The organism is Winogradskyella schleiferi, assembly GCF_013394655.1.
In the GTDB taxonomy this organism is placed as follows: Bacteria; Bacteroidota; Bacteroidia; order Flavobacteriales; family Flavobacteriaceae; genus Winogradskyella; species Winogradskyella schleiferi.
On sequence record NZ_CP053351.1, the window covers coordinates 4,010,350 to 4,027,835 of the forward strand.

The window sequence follows — 17,486 nt, forward strand, 5'->3', positions numbered from 1 at the left end:
TTTTATTACCCAACTATATTCACAATTTTACCAGGCACTACAATCACTTTTTTAGGTGTTCTGCCATCTAACTGCGCCATCGTTTTCTTATTAGCCATAACAGCTGCTTCTATTTCTTCCTTAGATAAATTTAAAGGTAATTCCATGGTAAAACGCATTTTACCATTAAATGAAATTGGGTATTCCTTGCTGCTTTCTACCAAGTATTGTTCTTCAAATTTTGGGAAAGGTGCGGTTGAAATAGATTCATTATGTCCCAATTGCGACCATAACTCTTCAGCAATATGTGGCGCATAAGGCGAAATTAGAATCAATAAAGGTTCTAAAATGTCTTTGTTCGTGCACTTTTGAGCGGTTAACTCATTCACTGCAATCATAAAAGTAGAAACTGACGTATTAAAAGAGAAATTCTCAATGTCTTCTTCTACTTTCTTAATCGTTTTGTGTAGTGTCTTAAAAGCCCCATCCGACTTCCCTAAAGGGGAAGAGTCCACTCGGAATGCGCCATTTTCTCCTTGGTGGTAGAGTTTCCATAGTTTTTTCAGGAAATTATGTACACCTGTAATACCAGCTGTATTCCAAGGTTTGTATTGTTCTAATGGTCCAAGGAACATTTCGTAGAGTCTTAGGCTGTCTGCGCCGTAATCCTTTACAATTTCGTCTGGATTAACCACATTGTATTTGGATTTGGACATTTTTTCGACTTCCCGTCCTACTTTATAAACATCATTATCTCCTTCAATTATTTCTCCTTTTTCACCTATGAAAATGGCATGATTATAATCCTCTCCAAACTCCTTATCTGTTTTCAACTCATTAATATCCAATTCATCAGAAGCATTTATATATTGAACTTTTACATGGGTTTTAACAATATTGAAAATATTTTTATTAAAAGCGATTGAATCAATATTATATTTTTCTTTAGCGATTTTTCTTCCTAAACCTAAATAAAAATCAACGAGTTTGTTCTTTTTATTTAAAAACTCTAATGCCTCTGCGGTTTCTGATTTTGGATTAATATTTGTTTTTAATAATTCTCTATTTTTATCAGAAATAAAAACATTTTTAATAAATGAAAGTTCTGTTATTAGTTCATTAGGATAATCATCTTCATTAACAACCTGTAATCCCGCTCTATAGACAAAAGCACTAGTCCCAAGTATCATCCCTTGGTTAATCAACTTTTTAAACGGTTCTTCCACATTGACAAAGCCTCTGTCTTTCAATAATTTTACCCAAAAACGGGAGTACAATAAATGACCTGTGGCATGTTCGCTTCCACCAATATATAAATCTACATTTTCCCAGTACTTCAAAGCTTCTTCACTTGCAAAGACACCATCTCTATTAGCAGCTTCTTCCATATAGCGGAAGAAATACCAAGAACTTCCTACCCAACCTGGCATAGTGTTCAACTCTAAAGGAAAAACTGTTTTATGATCTATCAACTGATTACTGACCACTGAACACTGATTTGCATCCCAAGCCCAAACATCAGCACGTCCCAAAGGTGGTTCGCCTTCTTCGGTTGGTAAGTATTTTTCAACTTCCGGTAGTACAATCGGTAAATGCTCCTTTTCTATCATTTGTGGCATGCCGTTGACATAATATACTGGAAACGGTTCGCCCCAATACCGTTGTCTGGAGAAGACAGCATCTCGTAAACGGTAATTGGTTTTGCCTTCCCCTTGTTCGAGTTGCTCCAATTCGTAGATGGCACGTTTGGTGGCTTTTTTATAGTTCATGCCGTTAAGGAAATCACTATTTTTTAATTTTACGTTGTCTTTAGAACCATAGGCCTCTTCGGAAATATCAACACCTTCAAAAATATTGGGAATTGGGATTCCGAAGTGTTTTGCAAAATCAAAATCACGTTGATCGCCACATGGCACTGACATTACGGCTCCTGTTCCGTAGCTTGCTAACACGTAATCGCCAATCCATATTGGGATGGGTTCTTTAGTAAATGGATGCTCTGCATAAGCGCCAGTAAAAACACCTGAAATGGTTTTTACATCCGCCATTCGGTCACGTTCGCTTCGTTTGGCTGTTTTTTCTATGTAGGCTTCGACCGCTTCTTTTTGTTCTGGTGTTGTAATTTTTGACACTAGTTCGTGTTCTGGTGCTAGGGTCATGAAACTGACTCCGAAGATGGTGTCTGGTCTGGTGGTGAATACTTCAATCTCTAATCTTGAATCTTTATCCCATCCTAAATCCTTCCCTAGGGGAAGGACTTGCTCACTGTTGTCTGATTCTCTTTGCGCTGTGTTTTTTATTGATTCTCTTTGAGAAAGTTCTTTTTTTATTTCTGCTAAAACTTCTTCAATATTGGTTAGTACTTTTGCATTGGAAAAACGAATGACTTTGTAGCCTTCATATTCTAAACGTTCAGTTCTTAACTCATCAGCTTCATCCTGATTTTTATGAATTTCTCCATCGACTTCAACAATTAATTTCTTGTCAAGACAAACAAAATCAGCAATAAAATCATCAATTAAATGTTGCTGTCTAAATTTGGCACCAATCTTTTTTCCACGCAGTTCAAACCAAAGAGCAGCTTCAGCAGGCGTAGGATTATCTCGCATTTCCTGAGCATGCTTAATCAACAAATTAGAATTATTTCCACCTGTCATATACCCATACTTCGTATTAGAGCTAGCGTTCTCATTGTCAGACCCAAATTTCTCATCATCTGAATTCACGTCTGGAGAATCAGAACCTGCTTTCGCTTCCCCCTTGGAGAAGGATAGGATGGGGAATCTCACACTCGCTCCAACCGATTTCCCAATCCAATTTCGCTGTGTTTCTTTTAATGCATCTGTCCAGTCTATCTTTTCCAAACCTTGAAGCAAACGTTCTGCATAAGCTGAAATTCGCATGCTCCATTGGGTCATTTTTTTTCTAACCACAGGATGGCCTCCTCGTTCGGAAACGCCGTTGACGATTTCGTCGTTGGCTAGAACTGTTCCTAAGGCTGGACACCAATTCACTTCTGTTTCGGCCAAATACGTCAATCGGTATTTTAATAGGATTTCTTGTTGTTCAACTTCGGAAAAAGTGTTCCAATCTTCAGCTGAAAAGGTCTCAATATCATCATCGCAAGCTGCATTGACCTTTGTATTTCCTTCGGCAGCAAACTTTTCAACTAAAGTATCTATGTGTTCCGCCTTGTTAGCATCGTTATTATACCAAGATTCAAATAATTGAATAAAAATCCATTGGGTCCATTTATAATAATTAGGGTCAGACGTTCTTACCTCACGACTCCAATCAAAAGAAAACCCTATTTGATCTAATTGTCTTCTGTAGGTTTTAATGTTTTCTTCAGTCGTTATTCTAGGATGCTGACCCGTTTGTATTGCATACTGTTCCGCAGGTAATCCAAAACTATCGTAACCTTGTGGATGCAATACGTTAAAGCCTTTATGACGCTTGTAACGTGCATAGATATCGCTTGCAATATATCCTAAAGGATGACCAACGTGTAGACCTGCACCAGAGGGATAAGGAAACATATCCAATACATAATATTTAGGTTTTTCCTCCTTCTGACCTCCTCCTAAGGATGAGGGATTGGTAGCTTTAAACGTTTGGTTTTTTGCCCAGTAGTCTTGCCACTTTTTTTCTATGTCGTTAAAATCGTACTTCATTATTAAAATTCTATAACAGGTTTTCTCACAAAGATGCTAAAACGCAAAGAACATACAGCCGAGTTGTGATTTGCGACTCAGCAGCTTTGCGCGCGTGTATTTTTGCGCTATCGAGATGCAAATTTAAACCTATTACAACACAATTAAAAACTAAACGTTGTAATAGTCAGCATAAACAATTTCTTTATTATTTTTACAGCATTAATTCTAATTAATCCATGGCATCATCTTTTGACAAATATCAAAAACGTAAACTCATATCCTCTTACGTATCTGTAGTGATTAGTATCGCTTTGGTATTGTTTCTTTTAGGCTGTTTAGGGCTTTTGGTCATTAACTCCAAAAAAGTAGCCGATCACTTTAAAGAACAGGTGGTCATGACCATTTATTTGAATGATACGGCAAAAGAAGTGGAAGTCAATCAGCTCAAAAAGAGTTTGGCGATGGCAGATTATACTAAAGATGCTGTTTATGTATCTAAAGAGGAAGCCGCCGAATTTATGAAAGCCGAAACTGGCGAGGATTTTATGGATTTTGTAGGCTATAATCCCTTAAAAAATTCCATTGATGTGCACTTAAAAGCGGATTTCGTTACCACGGAACAATTAACTGAAATAACAGAGAGTTTATCTAGCAAAGCCTTTATTGAAGAAATTAGATACGATAATGACTTGGTAGAATTAATGAATGATAACGTTAAAAAAATTACATTTTGGGTGTTGATTATTAGCGGATTATTCACGTTAATTGCTGTTTTATTAATTAATAGTTCTATTCGATTAGCTGTTTATTCTAAACGATTTATTATAAAAACAATGCAAATGGTTGGTGCGACCAAAACTTTTATCCGAAGACCTTTTGTTTGGAAAAGTGTACAATTAGGCATTATTGGTGCGCTTGTGGCTTTGGCAGGAATGGCAGTTGTGTTATACTATTTGGATATTACATTTCCAGAATTGGAATTACTAAGAAATACCGTTTTAATTGCTGCGTTATTTGTTGGCATTTTCCTTTTAGGAATTCTTATCACATGGATTAGTACCTTTATTGCGACACAACGTTTCTTGAATTTGAAGACAGATCAGTTGTATTACTAACTTTAAATTCACAAACTCTTAACGTACCAATTACAAATAAAACTGTTACTTTGCATTCCAAAATCAATACTAACGTATAGCTGAAAGACCATGGGAGAACAAAAACGTAAGGAAGATTCTAAATCTGAATTCATCTTCGGGAAGAAAAACTATAAATTCTTGTTTATAGGTTTGGCATTTATTGTCATCGGCTTTATTCTTATGTCTGGTGGAGGCAGTGACGATCCAAATGTTTTTGACGAATCTATTTACAGTTGGAGACGTATTCGACTAGCACCAACTTTGGTCTTGATTGGTTTTGGTATTCAGGTGTATGCCATTCTTTTAAACCCGAATAAAGCATCCAAAAAATAAAACTCATATAACTTAATTTTGAGACGTTTCATTATTCTAAAATGATACATTTGCGCCCATGGAAATTATAGATGCTATTATTTTAGGAATCATTCAAGGGCTTACCGAGTTCTTGCCAGTTTCCTCGAGTGGTCACTTAGAACTAGGAAAAGCCATACTTGGCAGTGATGCTATTCCTGAAGAAAGTTTAATGTTTACCGTTGTGCTTCATTTTGCAACAGCCTTAAGTACCATCGTTGTTTTTAGAAAAGATATTCTTGACATTATTAAAGGATTATTTCAATTTAAGTGGAATGAAGACTTACAATTTTCATCAAAAATTGTGTTGTCCATGGTTCCTGCTGCCATTATTGGTTACAAGTATGAAACGGAATTCGAACAATTATTTGGTAACAACATTTTACTCGTTGGAGCGATGCTTATTGTTACCGCAGTACTTTTATTTTTGGCAGACAAAGCCAAGGAAACGGACAAAAAAGTGACGTTTGCAAATGCGTTTATCATAGGTATTGCCCAAGGTATTGCAATGCTTCCAGGAATTTCACGTTCTGGAGCCACCATATCAACCTCTGTACTTTTAGGCATTGATAAAACTAAAGCCGCACGTTTTTCATTTTTAATGGTTGTCCCACTTATTTTTGGCAAAATCGCAAAAGATATTTTATCGGGAGAATTAACTTATAATACGGCAAGTTTTAGTTATTTAAGCGTTGGTTTCTTAGCCGCTTTTATTTCAGGTTTATTTGCTTGTACTTGGATGATCTCCATAGTAAAGAAAAGTAAATTAACTTATTTTGCTATTTACTGTGCTATCATTGGTGTGATAGCCATAATCTGGACCCAACTTTAATGCAAACCGAAGACGATTTTAAAGCCGGACAAGTCTTATTGATAGACAAGCCATTGACGTGGACATCGTTTCAAGTGGTGAATAAGTTGCGTTGGTCAATTCGGCAAGCCTTCAATATTAAAAAAATCAAAGTGGGTCATGCTGGTACTTTAGATCCATTGGCAACTGGTTTATTAGTGATTTGTACAGGAAAGATGACCAAACAAATCAACACCTTTCAAGGTCAGGAAAAAGAATATACTGGTACGTTTGTTTTAGGCGGTACCACACCATCTTTTGATTTGGAAACTGAGGTCAATGAAACCTTTCCTACGGAACATATTACTGATGACTTAATTCATGCCACAACGCAACAGTTTATTGGAAAAATAGACCAATTTCCACCTGTATTTTCAGCCATTAAAAAAGATGGTAAGCGTTTGTACGAATTTGCAAGGGCAGGCGAAGAAGTTGAAATTAAATCACGACAAGTAGAAATTACGGAGTTTGAAATCACTCAAATCAGCAACCTTGAATTGCATTTTAGAGTGGTGTGTAGCAAAGGTACTTACATAAGGTCATTGGCTCACGATTTTGGAAAAGCCCTAGATTCTGGCGCACATTTATCCTCATTACGTCGCACTAGAATTGGGGATTTTAAAGTTGAAGATGCCATGACACCTGAAACTTTTATAGAAAATTTACCTTCAAAATAGTCATTTAACAAGGGTTTAAGGTTGGTTTTTAAACTATTTCTGCGTTATATTCGTATATAACTATACAGAAACCGCTTATTCTTTTGAATTTCATAGAACAACATAAAGCCTTAATCATCACAATTCTTCTCGCAGGAATTGTGGTCTTTGGTATGTTCAGTATTCAAATACAACGGCAACAAGATTTAATTACTGAAAGTTATTACCTTCTTGAACCAGAACCTGAAAAAACCGAAACTGAACTTCAGAAGTTAGAAGAATTAGCAGCTGAATCTACCAACAAAGCATTTAACGAAGACGAGGAATACAAGGAAATGATGCGTAACTTTAAAACCGTTGATGCCAATGATTTTGAAAGAACCACAAAAGCGATAGAGGATGCTAAAGCAAATGAGGAAGTTTCAGAAGAAACGAGCACGGATAAATCGTATGCCAATAGCGGAGATTATGCCTTAAATTCTAAAGAAACACAGTCTTATAAAAAACTGCAAGAAGAACTTCAGCAACGCTTAAAAAACAAAAAAATAGCAGACGAGCATGCGAAAAATAAAAGTACTTTAACCTATTCTCTAAAAGGTAGAACTCTGACCCATTACAAAATTCCACGTTATTTATGTGAAATCGGTGGAAAAATAGTGGTGACGATAAAAGTGAACGGTTCAGGAGATGTGATTGATGCCTCTGTTAATGGCTCATCTAATTCTAATAATAAGTGTTTAGTTGACCATGCGATTGCTTATGCGGAATCCGTTCAATTTGATAGTTCTAGTCGATCAGACCAACTAGGTACAATAACTTTTTTGTTTAAAGGGAAACGTTGATTCAGTAGATTTTTTTTTCACGAATTACACGAATTTCCACAAATTATCACTCAACCGATATCAAGTTTTCTTCACTATTAAACTCTAATAGCAAATTCAACACCGAAGGGAAAAATCCTTTAATAATCTTATAACCAAAAGATTGAGTTCGTAGTTCGATTCGTGCTAATTAGTGAAATTAGCGTCTATTTTTTTTAAAATAAGCTTCCACTAATCTTCCATTAAGAGCACCAAATCTTCAATAGTAGATTGCCCTTTGTCCGTATTATACCAACGTTGCAAATCTTCTTTAAATTCTGGTGTTAAAGCACCATGTTCAGCTTTATAAGCTTGAACTAAATTTGTTGCGACCGTTGGTCTTGGTCCAAAAGTGTTTATGACTTCATTAGTTTCAGAATCAAGCATTATTAACTTTGGAATTGCTTTTCCGCCATGAGTTAAAAACTGATTCATGAGGGCTTCGTTTTCGTCTCTCAGCACAACTTTATAATCAATATTCGTATTAAGTTCCGCAACTTTATTGATAATAGGCAAAATATGAGCTGCGTCGCCACACCAACTTTCAGAAATAACCAACCAAGTTACTTTTTTGTTGAAACTTTCAATTTTAGTTTTCATCTCCTCAGAAACTTTAGCCGTCTTGTCCCAGCGTCTCATACGTCTATCGTTAAGCTGTGTATATGCAACTAAATCCATAGTTTTATCATTTCCAGTGGTTGATTTTACTTCAACTAATGTTGAAACTAAAGTTCGATATTCAGCATAAGTCATACTATTCTTTAGACTTTCTGAAATAATGTCGTTTATAGTGAGTGTGTCCGTATTCATATTACAAAATTAAGATTCTATTGCCATTTTTTGTGCAACAGTTGTTACATTAGTTGTGCAATCTAAAATTCCTTACAAGATGAACAAAAACAGATGTGGTTGGTGCGTTGGCAATGATTTATATGAAGCTTATCACGATGAAGAATGGGGCGTCCCTGTTTATGACGACGATACCTTGTTTGAATTTTTAATATTGGAAACCTTTCAGGCTGGTTTAAGTTGGATAACCATTTTAAAGAAGCGTGAAAATTTTAGAAAGGCCTTTGACCATTTTGATTATAAGAAAATTGCCAATTACACATCCGATAAAGTTGAAACCTTATTGCAAGATAAAGGAATTGTTAGAAACAGATTAAAAGTGAATGCCACTATTACCAATGCACAGGCTTTTATGAAAATTCAAGAGGAATATGGGTCGTTTTCTAAATATATTTGGGGTTTCGTGGATGGAAAACCTATAAAGAATCGTCTTGAAAATTATAAGAACGCTCCTGCGCATACGCCTTTGAGTGATGCTATAAGCAAAGATTTAAAAAAACGTGGATTTAAATTTGTAGGCTCAACGGTTATTTATGCCCACATGCAAGCTACAGGAATGGTAAATGATCATGAAGTATCTTGTTTCAGGTATCAAGAGGTTTAAAACATTTCTTATATTTTGGTTGAGTTTGTTTCTAGTAGATAAAATAGAGTATATTCATTTTTTCCTTGATGAAAAAACGAACCAAAAAAATCAAGACTTAAGAACCTTTTACTAAAAATTTCTTAGGTCATCCAAATATTAATCCTATAGTAAAGCATTAATCGTTCAATTAGCAATGCTCTCAATTTAGAAGTAAATCTTTAATTTTATAACGAAAAAGGTTTAAGGTATTTTATAAATTCGTTTCTAGGCATATTTTTCGCACCTAGACTTTCCAAATGCTTAGTGTGCAGTTGGCAGTCTATAAGTTGATAACTTGAATTTTGAATAAAAGTAATAAATCCCACTTTACTCGCATTGCTTACTTTGGTAAACATGCTTTCGCCACAAAACACTTTATCGTTAATTTCAATACCATACAGGCCACCAACTAATTCTTTATTTTGCCAAACCTCTATAGACTTCGCGTAACCAAGTCGATGAAGTTTTACGTAAGCTTTTATCATATCATCAGTAATCCACGTGCCATATTGGTCACTGCGTTTTGCACACGCACAGTTTTCCACAACAGCTTTGAAAGCCTTATTTGTAGTCACTTTAAAAGCATCTTTTTTAAGCACTTGTTTCATACTTTTAGACACTTTTAAATCATCAGGTAACAAAACAAATCGCGGATCTGGCGACCACCAAAGAATGGGTTCTTCATCTTGAAACCATGGAAATATACCCTTGGAATAGGCAAACAATAACCGTTCTGGAGACAGATCACCTCCAATGGCCAAAAGGCCATCTGCAGACGCTTTAGACACATCAGGAAAATCAATTTTTTGGGTTAGAAAGTGCATCTGTTAAAATCTATAACGTACATTTTTGCTGTTAATTTAGCACTTTCACTTTGATACTAAAAGAATTTTAGTGATATTTGAGTTGACCTTTATGAATTAGATTTTTGTTCATCATTGCTTTTTTTTAATTTGTTTGTAGAGGTCAAACCTAAAACCACAATACTAAGTCCTGATTAACCATCAGGACTTTTTCAATTAAAGTTGAACTGGTTAACAAAAAAAAAGACCTGTTTTTCAATAAAAAAACAAGTCTTTTTTTTAAAATTTACGACCTTAACCTAGAAAGGTAAATCGTCATTATCATCTTCGTTTAAATCGCTAACAGGCTCAAAAGCTTCTGTTGGTGGTACAGGAGGCATATCTCCACTTGGAGCTTGTGCTTGTAACGCTTCAATTCTCCAACCTTGTATAGAATTAAAATATTTAGTTTCACCTTGTGGATTCACCCATTCTCTTCCTCTTAGGTTGATATTAATTTTAACCTGCTGACCTTCTTTGAAGTTGTTTAACAATTCTGTTTTGTCTTGAACAAACTCCACCATAATATGCTGTGGGTATTGTTCTTCTGTAGTCACTACAACTTCTCTTTTTCTAAACCCATTACTACCAAAAGTTTGAGTCTCTCCTACCATTTTAATACGTCCTTGTACTTCCATTTTTGCTTAATCTATAATTTATAAAATTCTTATTTTTTTGAGACTACGAAAGTAATAACTTCCAAGCACTTTTTACGTCTCCATAGCTCAAATAATTTTGAGCCAGTTTATGTTTTTCTCTGTGTGATGCGGTTTTAATGTCTGGATAGCGTTCAGAAATATCTTCAACAAATTGATTTACTTCGTCTTTATTGGGCAAAGCTTCAACATTGGCAAGCATTCCGAGATTGTTTCCTGTTAAAATCATACTATTTCTCACGTGCTCTGGCATATTGTCAACACCAATTCCCAATGTTTTTAAAGGTTTTGGAATTTCAAAAAAGCCTTTTTTCGCTCTACTGTAATAACTCCCACCAGCTCTTGCCACTAGGTCTAATGCTTCTTGATTTATGGTTTGGTCGTCGTTTAAAACTTCATCAGAAAAATGAAGTTTCACCACTTCGCATATCACTAAATTCCCTGCTCCGCCTTCGGTTCCTAAATGCACTATGTCATTGACTTTGCATTCAAATTGTATTGGCGATTCTGCGACTCTAAACGGTTTTACAATATCTGATGGAAGCATTGATAAACCCGCTTTTCCAAATTCATTAACCCCTTCAGGATATTCTGTACTGGTTAAGGATGCCTGATGCACCATATCGTAATTTACAACATTAATGACCACTTCTTTGATCGCTTCAACATTGCCCAATGTATGTTTGGTGGTGTTGTCCCTCACACGTCTGGCTGGTGAAAAAATTAATATGGGAGGATTGGCACTAAATACATTAAAAAAGCTGAAAGGCGATAAATTAGGATTACCATCAGCATCAATTGTGCTCGCAAAAGCGATAGGTCTTGGCGCAATGGCACTCAACAAATAACTGTGTAAAACGCCTGTTGAAAGGTCTTTAGGGATGAATGAAACCATGTATTTGACTGATTTTCAACAAATATAATTATATTGAGTTGCAGACGAAAGTATTTTGGGCATATTAAAGCACAATAATATCAACATATTTACATTATATTTAAAATTGAAACGAGCATAATTATAGTTTTCTAATCTAATGGAACATTAATAGCGAATAGCATGTGACCTTGAGAAACAATAATTATAAACACATGAATTAAAACTAACTAATGACTTTTAGCTTAAATAGAAATGCAATCCGTTGGATTATTGTAGTGTCTTCCTTTATTATCATTTCTCTTATTCTTTGGAATACTTATACATTTTTTCAAAATTTCAAGGCCGAAGAGCGTTCTAAAATGAAGAATTGGTCATTTGCCCAAAAAGAAATGCGTAAAACCGATAATCTTAATGCAGACATTGGGGAGCTACCATTAGAAATTTTAAAAAGTAATACGTCTACTCCCATGATAAAAGTTAGTGAAGATGGGAGTATGGAGCACAATAATATCGATGAAGAAAAAGCAAAGGATTCTATTTACCTTATTAAATTAATTGAAAAATTTAAAAATGAAAATGAGCCTATTGAGATACGATATAAGGGCAAAATATTATCAACATTATATTATGGTAACTCACCATTGCTAAACAAACTAAAATATTACCCTTTGGCTTTAATGCTTATTATTTTTCTGTTTGCTGCAGTGGCATATTTCTTCTATCGAAGTTCAAAAATTGCCGATCAGAATAAACTCTGGACAGGGATGGCAAAGGAAACAGCCCATCAGATTGGAACCCCTTTATCTTCTCTGGTTGGCTGGACAGAAATTTTAAAGTCGGAAAATGTAAATCCAGATTATATAGTTGAAATCGAAAAAGATATTGACCGGCTTCAAACCATAACTGAACGGTTTAGTAAAATTGGTTCTGCGCCAACATTAAAATCGATGGATATTGTTGAAGTGACCAAATCGTCTTATGCGTATTTGAAAGCACGTTCTTCCAAGCTTATTAATTTTGAAATTATAATTCCTGAAAGAGAAATACCTATTAACCTCAACGAGCAACTTTACAGTTGGACCATTGAAAATTTAGTAAAAAACGCCATAGATGCCATGAAAGGCAAAGGCGATTTAAAACTGGAATTATCACAGCTGGAAAATCAAGTCTTTATTAATATTTCAGACACTGGAAAAGGGATTCCAAAGTCTTCCTATACTAAAATATTTGAGCCTGGTTACACTACGAAAAAGCGTGGTTGGGGACTTGGCTTGTCTTTAGCTAAGCGGATTATTGAAGATTACCACAATGGACGAATAAAAGTGTTGACTTCTGAAATTGGAAAAGGAACAACGATTCAAATTATGTTGAAGCAGGTATAATTGTCATTCAGAGCGTAGCGAAGAATCTCAATATGTTTACTAAATCAATGAATTAAAATTATTCTGAAAGCATGAAAACTATAGGGAATCACAATTACTATGTTTATATTCTAACAAACAAAACAAAAACCGTACTATATACTGGTGTAACAAATAATCTTAAAGATAGATTATATTTTCATAATAATCCAGAACCCTTTTCAAAAGCTTTTACTAAAAAGTATAGATGTTTTTATTTAATTTATCATGAGCTTTTTTTTGACGTTGAAACTGCTATAAAACGAGAAAAGGAAATTAAAGGCTGGAGTCGTAAGAAAAAAGAATACTTGATTTCACATTTTAATGTTGAGTGGGAATTCTTAAACGAGACTATCTAAGAGATTCTTCAGTCACTGCGTTCCTTCTGAATGACAAAAGTTTTAAAAACCTGAAAGGTCTAGCAACAAACTATCAAAATTTTAGTTTAAATTTGACCATGCGTTCGTCACGATTTTTCACTTTAAAAGAAGCCAGGCTTGGCAATAACTGTCCTGAATGTTATTCTAATGATAGTTTAGAACTCACGTTTAAACAAAACTTAACTGAATCCAAATTTTATAAGGCCATTACAAATGAAACGGCTTCTGAGCTACGTTGTCTTAATTGTGAAGTACAAATTTTTCCTATTATGTGGACAGATGACATTGAACGTGTTGTGGATTACCACAAAAGAGGACTTAAAACGAAACCTAAATCTATTAAGTTAAAGCCAATCACTTGGGCAATAATTGTTCTTATAATTGTGGTTTTAGTTGCCGCTATCTTATTCGCAACCGGAATAATTTCAATTTAATCTATAAAAAAGAGCTGATTTTCTTTGCAATAGCCTCGAACTCTTGAGGCTCTAATTTTTGCTTGTTCGAAAAACGGGCATCATCCATAGTATGAAGTGGAATCAAATGGACATGCGCATGTGGAACTTCTAAGCCTATTACGGACATTCCAATACGTTCGCATGGCACGGCTTTTTCTAAAGCCATAGCTACTTTTCTAGAGAACTGCATCAATCCTAAGTAGGTATCTTTATCTAAATCAAAAATTTTATTGACTTCTTTTTTAGGAATACAAAGTGTATGACCTTTGGAATTTGGGTTAATATCCAAAAACGCAAAAAACTCTTCAGTTTCGGCAACCTTATAAGACGGTATTTCGCCTGAAATTATTTTTGTGAAGAGTGTTGCCATGTTTAAGTTTTGTTGAGTCTTTCATAAATATAAAAAGATTCCTGTAATAAGGAATCTTTTTATGATATATCTATACTATTATTAGTTATTCCGCAATTTATTATCTAGAAATTTCTAAAATATCAAATTTCATGGTGCCATTTGGTACTTGAATTTCTGCGGTATCTCCTACAGATTTGCCTAATAACCCTTTTCCGATTGGTGAATTTATAGAGATTTTACCCGACGCTAAATCAGCTTCACTCTCTGCAACCAAGGTATAGGTCATCTCCATACCATTAGTTTGGTTTTTAATTTTAACTTTTGATAAGGCTAAGACTTTGGTCAAATCCAGTTGCGACTCGTCTATGATTCTGGCTCCAGATAACGCTTCCTCCATTTTAGAAATTTTCATTTCAAGCATGCCTTGTGCTTCTTTGGCAGCATCGTATTCTGCATTTTCACTTAAATCCCCTTTATCCCTTGCCTCTGCAATAGCTTGCGAAGCTTTTGGACGTTCTACATCTTTAAGTTGGTTTAACTCGTCCCGTAATTTTTTTAAACCTTCAGCGGTGTAATAAGATACTTTACTCATAATTCATTCGTTTAATCCATGTAATCTGTGGTCGCTATATTCAAAATATCCCGAAACAAGTTCGGGACTAATGAAAAAATCCCGCGCTGACGAGATTACTATACAAATATATAAAATATTTACGGCAAAGTTCAAATAATTGTAAATTGTGCCACACTGAGCCTGTCGAAGTGCCAAAAAAAATTGAAGATGAAAAAACTGTTTATAACGCTTAGTTGTGTTGTGATTTTTGCTTGTAGTAAAAACGATATCAACAGCAACTGTAATTTCTTGTTTGATGCTGGAGTCAACTTAACCGTGAACACTAATTTACCTCAGTTTAATCAATTAATATACAATAGTAATGCCGTTTATGTTGATGGATATGGCAATGCTGGCATTTGGTTATATCGCGCAAATTCTACAACACTTTACGCATGGGACGCAGCTGACCCAAGCCATCCGCTAGAGAATTGCTCTGTTTTAACAGATTCAGGAATAGGAGACATTGTAGTCTGCGGCTGCGACGATGCCAATGAATATAGCCTTGGTACTGGTTACGGTTTTGACGGAAACACCCAACCCTGTACGTTGCAGGCATACAGGGTTGAGGATCTTGGCAATGGTATCTATCTTGTCAGTAACTAAAAGTTCAAGGTTACACCAACCAAAAAGTTAGTGGTTGCTTGTGGGTAATAACCTACGCCCTCAATAGTTGAAACAATTCCTGGGTTGGAAAAGTCGTCATCATAAGTATAATAATAACCGTTGGAAATATATTTCACATTGAAAATGTTATTTACTAATCCTGAAAACACTATAGATTCAAAAATAGATTTGGTTTTCAAAGTGTAATTAATGTTGAAATCATTAATAAAATAACTATCCAATTTTGATAATTCAGCTTCAGTATTACTCATAAATTGCTCACCTACAAATTTACTTAACCAAGACATTTGAAGATGTTCAATAGGCTGAAATACAATAGCATTGGCTGCGACTATACTTGGCGAAAATGAGATATCCGTTTTACCCAGATTCTGTAATTCGCCATCAAAAGAAACAATGGTTTCACTATTCTTATTGGTGCTAAGTGTGACATTTGGTTGTAAGGTTAACTTTGAAACCACAGGAATCACGGCTTCCAATTCTAAACCTAATCGGTAACTTTTGCCACTATTGGTCCTAATAGGATTTCCTACGTCATCCAACCGACCGGATAAGACCAATTGCTCATTATATAACATGTAATAGGCATTGGCATTAAACACAAAGTTTCCTTTGTTGTGTCTCCAACCCAGTTCAAAATCATTGAGTTGTTCTGGTTCTATAGCGTTATTGCTTTCAAAGTCAGTTCTATTCGGTTCTCTGTTCGCCCTGGCATAAGAGAAGTATAAACTGTTATCCTCATTGAGATCAAAGGTTATACCTGCTTTAGGATTAAAGAACGTAAAATCTTTATCGACGGCAAATTCTACAATATCAGAAGTTGTACCCGTAGTTTTATAGGTTACGTTTCTTACTTGCATATCGCCGAATAGGCTTATTTTATTATTTATTTTATAATTTGCTTTCGCGAAAATGGATAAATCATTCTTTTTACTATTGCCATCATAATATCGGTCTCTAATTTCGGATTGACTTGCAAACTCTGCCCAGATCACTTCACCAAAATGGTCGCCATCATAATGACTGTATGAGCCTCCAAAAATAAGATCCAGGTTATCCTTTTTATAATTGGCATTGGCATTAAAAACATAATAATTATTATCTAACCAACGTCTTCTAATTAAATCGGTTTCCTCAATTATTTCCCCATTAAAATTTAATGTTTCAAAGCCATAGTCACCAAAATCCTCATCTTCTTTGTATTGCTCAAAATACCCTTGCCCTTTGGTATAATTGAAACTCAATGTGGTTGACCATTGATTATCGTAACGTTGATTCCAATGTAATTGATAATGATCTTGACTGTAATTATCCACTTCGTTATCATAAAATTTAAGAACATCATTGTCATCAAAATAAGCACCAGACACGTTGAATTGTCTATTTTCATCAATATTTGGGTTGGCGCCTAAGGCACTAATATAATCTGGATCGAAACCGTTCCAAGCTTGGTAAGTTACTTCGCTACCACCAAATGTAATAGCCTTTATTAAAGTGTTATCATCAATATAAGAGCCTTGTAAAAAATAGGATTTTAAATCTGTAGAAGCTCGATCGATATAACCATCAGAAGCTATATTTGACAAACGGCCAGCAATCTCAATACTTCGACTTCGCTCAGCATCCGAATAAATTTGTCCTGTACTGAATTTTACAGTATGTTTTCTAGTATTAAAACTCCCAAAGGAATTAGAAATTTCGCCTGAAGCGTCTTTAGAAACCGCATCCGTCAACACGTTAATGCTTGCACCAAAAGCACCAGAACCGTTTGTTGAAGTTCCAACGCCACGCTGAAGCTGTAGACTTTCAACAGAAGACGCAAAATCTCCTAAATTGACCCAAAATGTACCTAAGGATTCGGCGTCATTATAAGGAATTCCGTTAATGGTAACATTTGTCGATTGTGAACTTACACCACGAACTCTAATCCCTGTATAGCCAACACCTGCACCAGCATCTGTAGTGGTGACTACGGAAGGCAAATAGTTAAGTAGAACAGGAATGTCCTGGCCTAAATTACGTTTCGCCAACTCTTCTTTGGATACATTACTGTGCGTAATTGGTGATTTTGCATCGACACGAACTGCTTTTACTAGAACTTCGTCGAGTTTCTCAACTTTAGTTGAATCTTGTTGTTTCTCTTGCCCAAAAGCTGAGCAAAGACTTAATAAAAAAATGGAAAATGTTAATCTCTGTTTTCGTTTTTTTGAGAGATTGTTGAATAAAATTTTAGTTTCGGCTATATTATTTAGAAAGGCGAAACTGAATCTAGATAATGACAATAGATTATCAGATTGAACTTTAAGAATACTAGATTTCATA

18 protein-coding genes are annotated in these 17,486 nt (G+C 35.1%); 10 read left to right on the forward strand and 8 right to left on the reverse strand.

All coding sequences use genetic code 11. From position 1 onward, the window contains the following. Positions 1-5 precede the first annotated feature (5 nt). The gene (locus tag HM990_RS17305) at positions 6-3,653 is read right to left on the reverse strand and encodes a leucine--tRNA ligase (protein ID WP_178990789.1); all 3,648 of its coding nucleotides are present in this window, start codon (positions 3,651-3,653) and stop codon (positions 6-8) included. Between the two features lie 218 nt (positions 3,654-3,871). Between HM990_RS17305 and HM990_RS17310 the strand changes: the two genes are divergently transcribed. From HM990_RS17310 to HM990_RS17330, 5 genes are all read left to right on the forward strand, one after another. After that, positions 3,872-4,750, forward strand: a complete 879-nt coding sequence (locus tag HM990_RS17310) for a cell division protein FtsX (RefSeq protein ID WP_178990791.1) — start codon at positions 3,872-3,874, stop codon at positions 4,748-4,750. Between the two features lie 90 nt (positions 4,751-4,840). Next, positions 4,841-5,104: a DUF3098 domain-containing protein gene (locus HM990_RS17315; RefSeq protein WP_178990793.1), complete on the forward strand. Its 264-nt coding sequence runs from the start codon at positions 4,841-4,843 to the stop codon at positions 5,102-5,104. Positions 5,105-5,162: 58 nt separating this feature from the next. Beyond that, positions 5,163-5,954, forward strand: coding sequence for an undecaprenyl-diphosphate phosphatase (locus HM990_RS17320; protein WP_178990795.1), 792 nt, complete (start codon positions 5,163-5,165; stop codon positions 5,952-5,954). Further along, a complete protein-coding gene (gene truB, locus HM990_RS17325; protein WP_178990798.1) occupies positions 5,954-6,649 on the forward strand; it encodes a tRNA pseudouridine(55) synthase TruB in 696 nt (231 codons plus the stop codon). The genes HM990_RS17320 and truB overlap by 1 nt, the downstream gene beginning before the upstream one ends. Before the next feature lie 83 nt (positions 6,650-6,732). Next, positions 6,733-7,470 (forward strand): hypothetical protein, encoded by a 738-nt coding sequence (locus tag HM990_RS17330; protein ID WP_178990799.1) that lies wholly within the window; start codon positions 6,733-6,735, stop codon positions 7,468-7,470. 210 nt (positions 7,471-7,680) lie between these two features. Here the strand turns inward: HM990_RS17330 and HM990_RS17335 are convergent, their stop codons facing one another. Further along, complete coding sequence (locus HM990_RS17335; RefSeq protein WP_178990801.1) at positions 7,681-8,298, reverse strand: thioredoxin family protein; 618 nt, start codon at positions 8,296-8,298, stop codon at positions 7,681-7,683. Between the two features lie 79 nt (positions 8,299-8,377). Between HM990_RS17335 and HM990_RS17340 the strand changes: the two genes are divergently transcribed. After that, on the forward strand, positions 8,378-8,941 hold the full coding sequence (locus HM990_RS17340; protein WP_178990803.1) for a DNA-3-methyladenine glycosylase I: 564 nt from the start codon (positions 8,378-8,380) through the stop codon (positions 8,939-8,941). A gap of 206 nt (positions 8,942-9,147) precedes the next feature. Here the strand turns inward: HM990_RS17340 and aat are convergent, their stop codons facing one another. From aat to HM990_RS17355, 3 genes are all read right to left on the reverse strand, one after another. Further along, positions 9,148-9,786, reverse strand: a complete 639-nt coding sequence (gene aat / locus HM990_RS17345; RefSeq protein ID WP_178990805.1) for a leucyl/phenylalanyl-tRNA--protein transferase — start codon at positions 9,784-9,786, stop codon at positions 9,148-9,150. A gap of 278 nt (positions 9,787-10,064) precedes the next feature. Next, positions 10,065-10,442 (reverse strand): DUF3127 domain-containing protein, encoded by a 378-nt coding sequence (locus HM990_RS17350; protein ID WP_178990807.1) that lies wholly within the window; start codon positions 10,440-10,442, stop codon positions 10,065-10,067. 43 nt (positions 10,443-10,485) lie between these two features. Further along, complete coding sequence (locus HM990_RS17355; RefSeq protein ID WP_178990809.1) at positions 10,486-11,355, reverse strand: flavin reductase family protein; 870 nt, start codon at positions 11,353-11,355, stop codon at positions 10,486-10,488. 212 nt (positions 11,356-11,567) lie between these two features. On the opposite strand from HM990_RS17355, the gene HM990_RS17360 reads away from it, so the two are divergent. From HM990_RS17360 to HM990_RS17370, 3 genes are all read left to right on the forward strand, one after another. After that, complete coding sequence (locus tag HM990_RS17360) at positions 11,568-12,719, forward strand: sensor histidine kinase (protein ID WP_178990811.1); 1,152 nt, start codon at positions 11,568-11,570, stop codon at positions 12,717-12,719. Positions 12,720-12,790: 71 nt separating this feature from the next. Continuing rightward, positions 12,791-13,096, forward strand: coding sequence for a GIY-YIG nuclease family protein (locus HM990_RS17365; protein WP_178990813.1), 306 nt, complete (start codon positions 12,791-12,793; stop codon positions 13,094-13,096). A 98-nt stretch (positions 13,097-13,194) separates the two neighbouring features. Further along, complete coding sequence (locus tag HM990_RS17370; protein WP_178990816.1) at positions 13,195-13,551, forward strand: hypothetical protein; 357 nt, start codon at positions 13,195-13,197, stop codon at positions 13,549-13,551. A 1-nt stretch (position 13,552) separates the two neighbouring features. Here HM990_RS17370 and HM990_RS17375 read toward each other — a convergent pair whose 3' ends face one another. Next, a complete protein-coding gene (locus HM990_RS17375) occupies positions 13,553-13,942 on the reverse strand; it encodes an HIT family protein (protein WP_178990818.1) in 390 nt (129 codons plus the stop codon). Between the two features lie 100 nt (positions 13,943-14,042). Continuing rightward, the gene (greA, locus tag HM990_RS17380) at positions 14,043-14,516 is read right to left on the reverse strand and encodes a transcription elongation factor GreA (RefSeq protein ID WP_178990819.1); all 474 of its coding nucleotides are present in this window, start codon (positions 14,514-14,516) and stop codon (positions 14,043-14,045) included. A gap of 189 nt (positions 14,517-14,705) precedes the next feature. Here greA and HM990_RS17385 point away from each other — a divergent pair, with 189 nt between their 5' ends. After that, positions 14,706-15,143 carry a hypothetical protein gene (locus HM990_RS17385; protein ID WP_178990821.1) on the forward strand — a complete coding sequence of 146 codons (438 nt, stop codon included), beginning with the start codon at positions 14,706-14,708 and terminating at the stop codon, positions 15,141-15,143. Here the strand turns inward: HM990_RS17385 and HM990_RS17390 are convergent. Beyond that, complete coding sequence (locus HM990_RS17390; protein WP_229719306.1) at positions 15,140-17,485, reverse strand: TonB-dependent receptor; 2,346 nt, start codon at positions 17,483-17,485, stop codon at positions 15,140-15,142. The two genes, HM990_RS17385 and HM990_RS17390, sit on opposite strands and share 4 nt — an antisense overlap. Position 17,486: the final 1 nt, after the last annotated feature.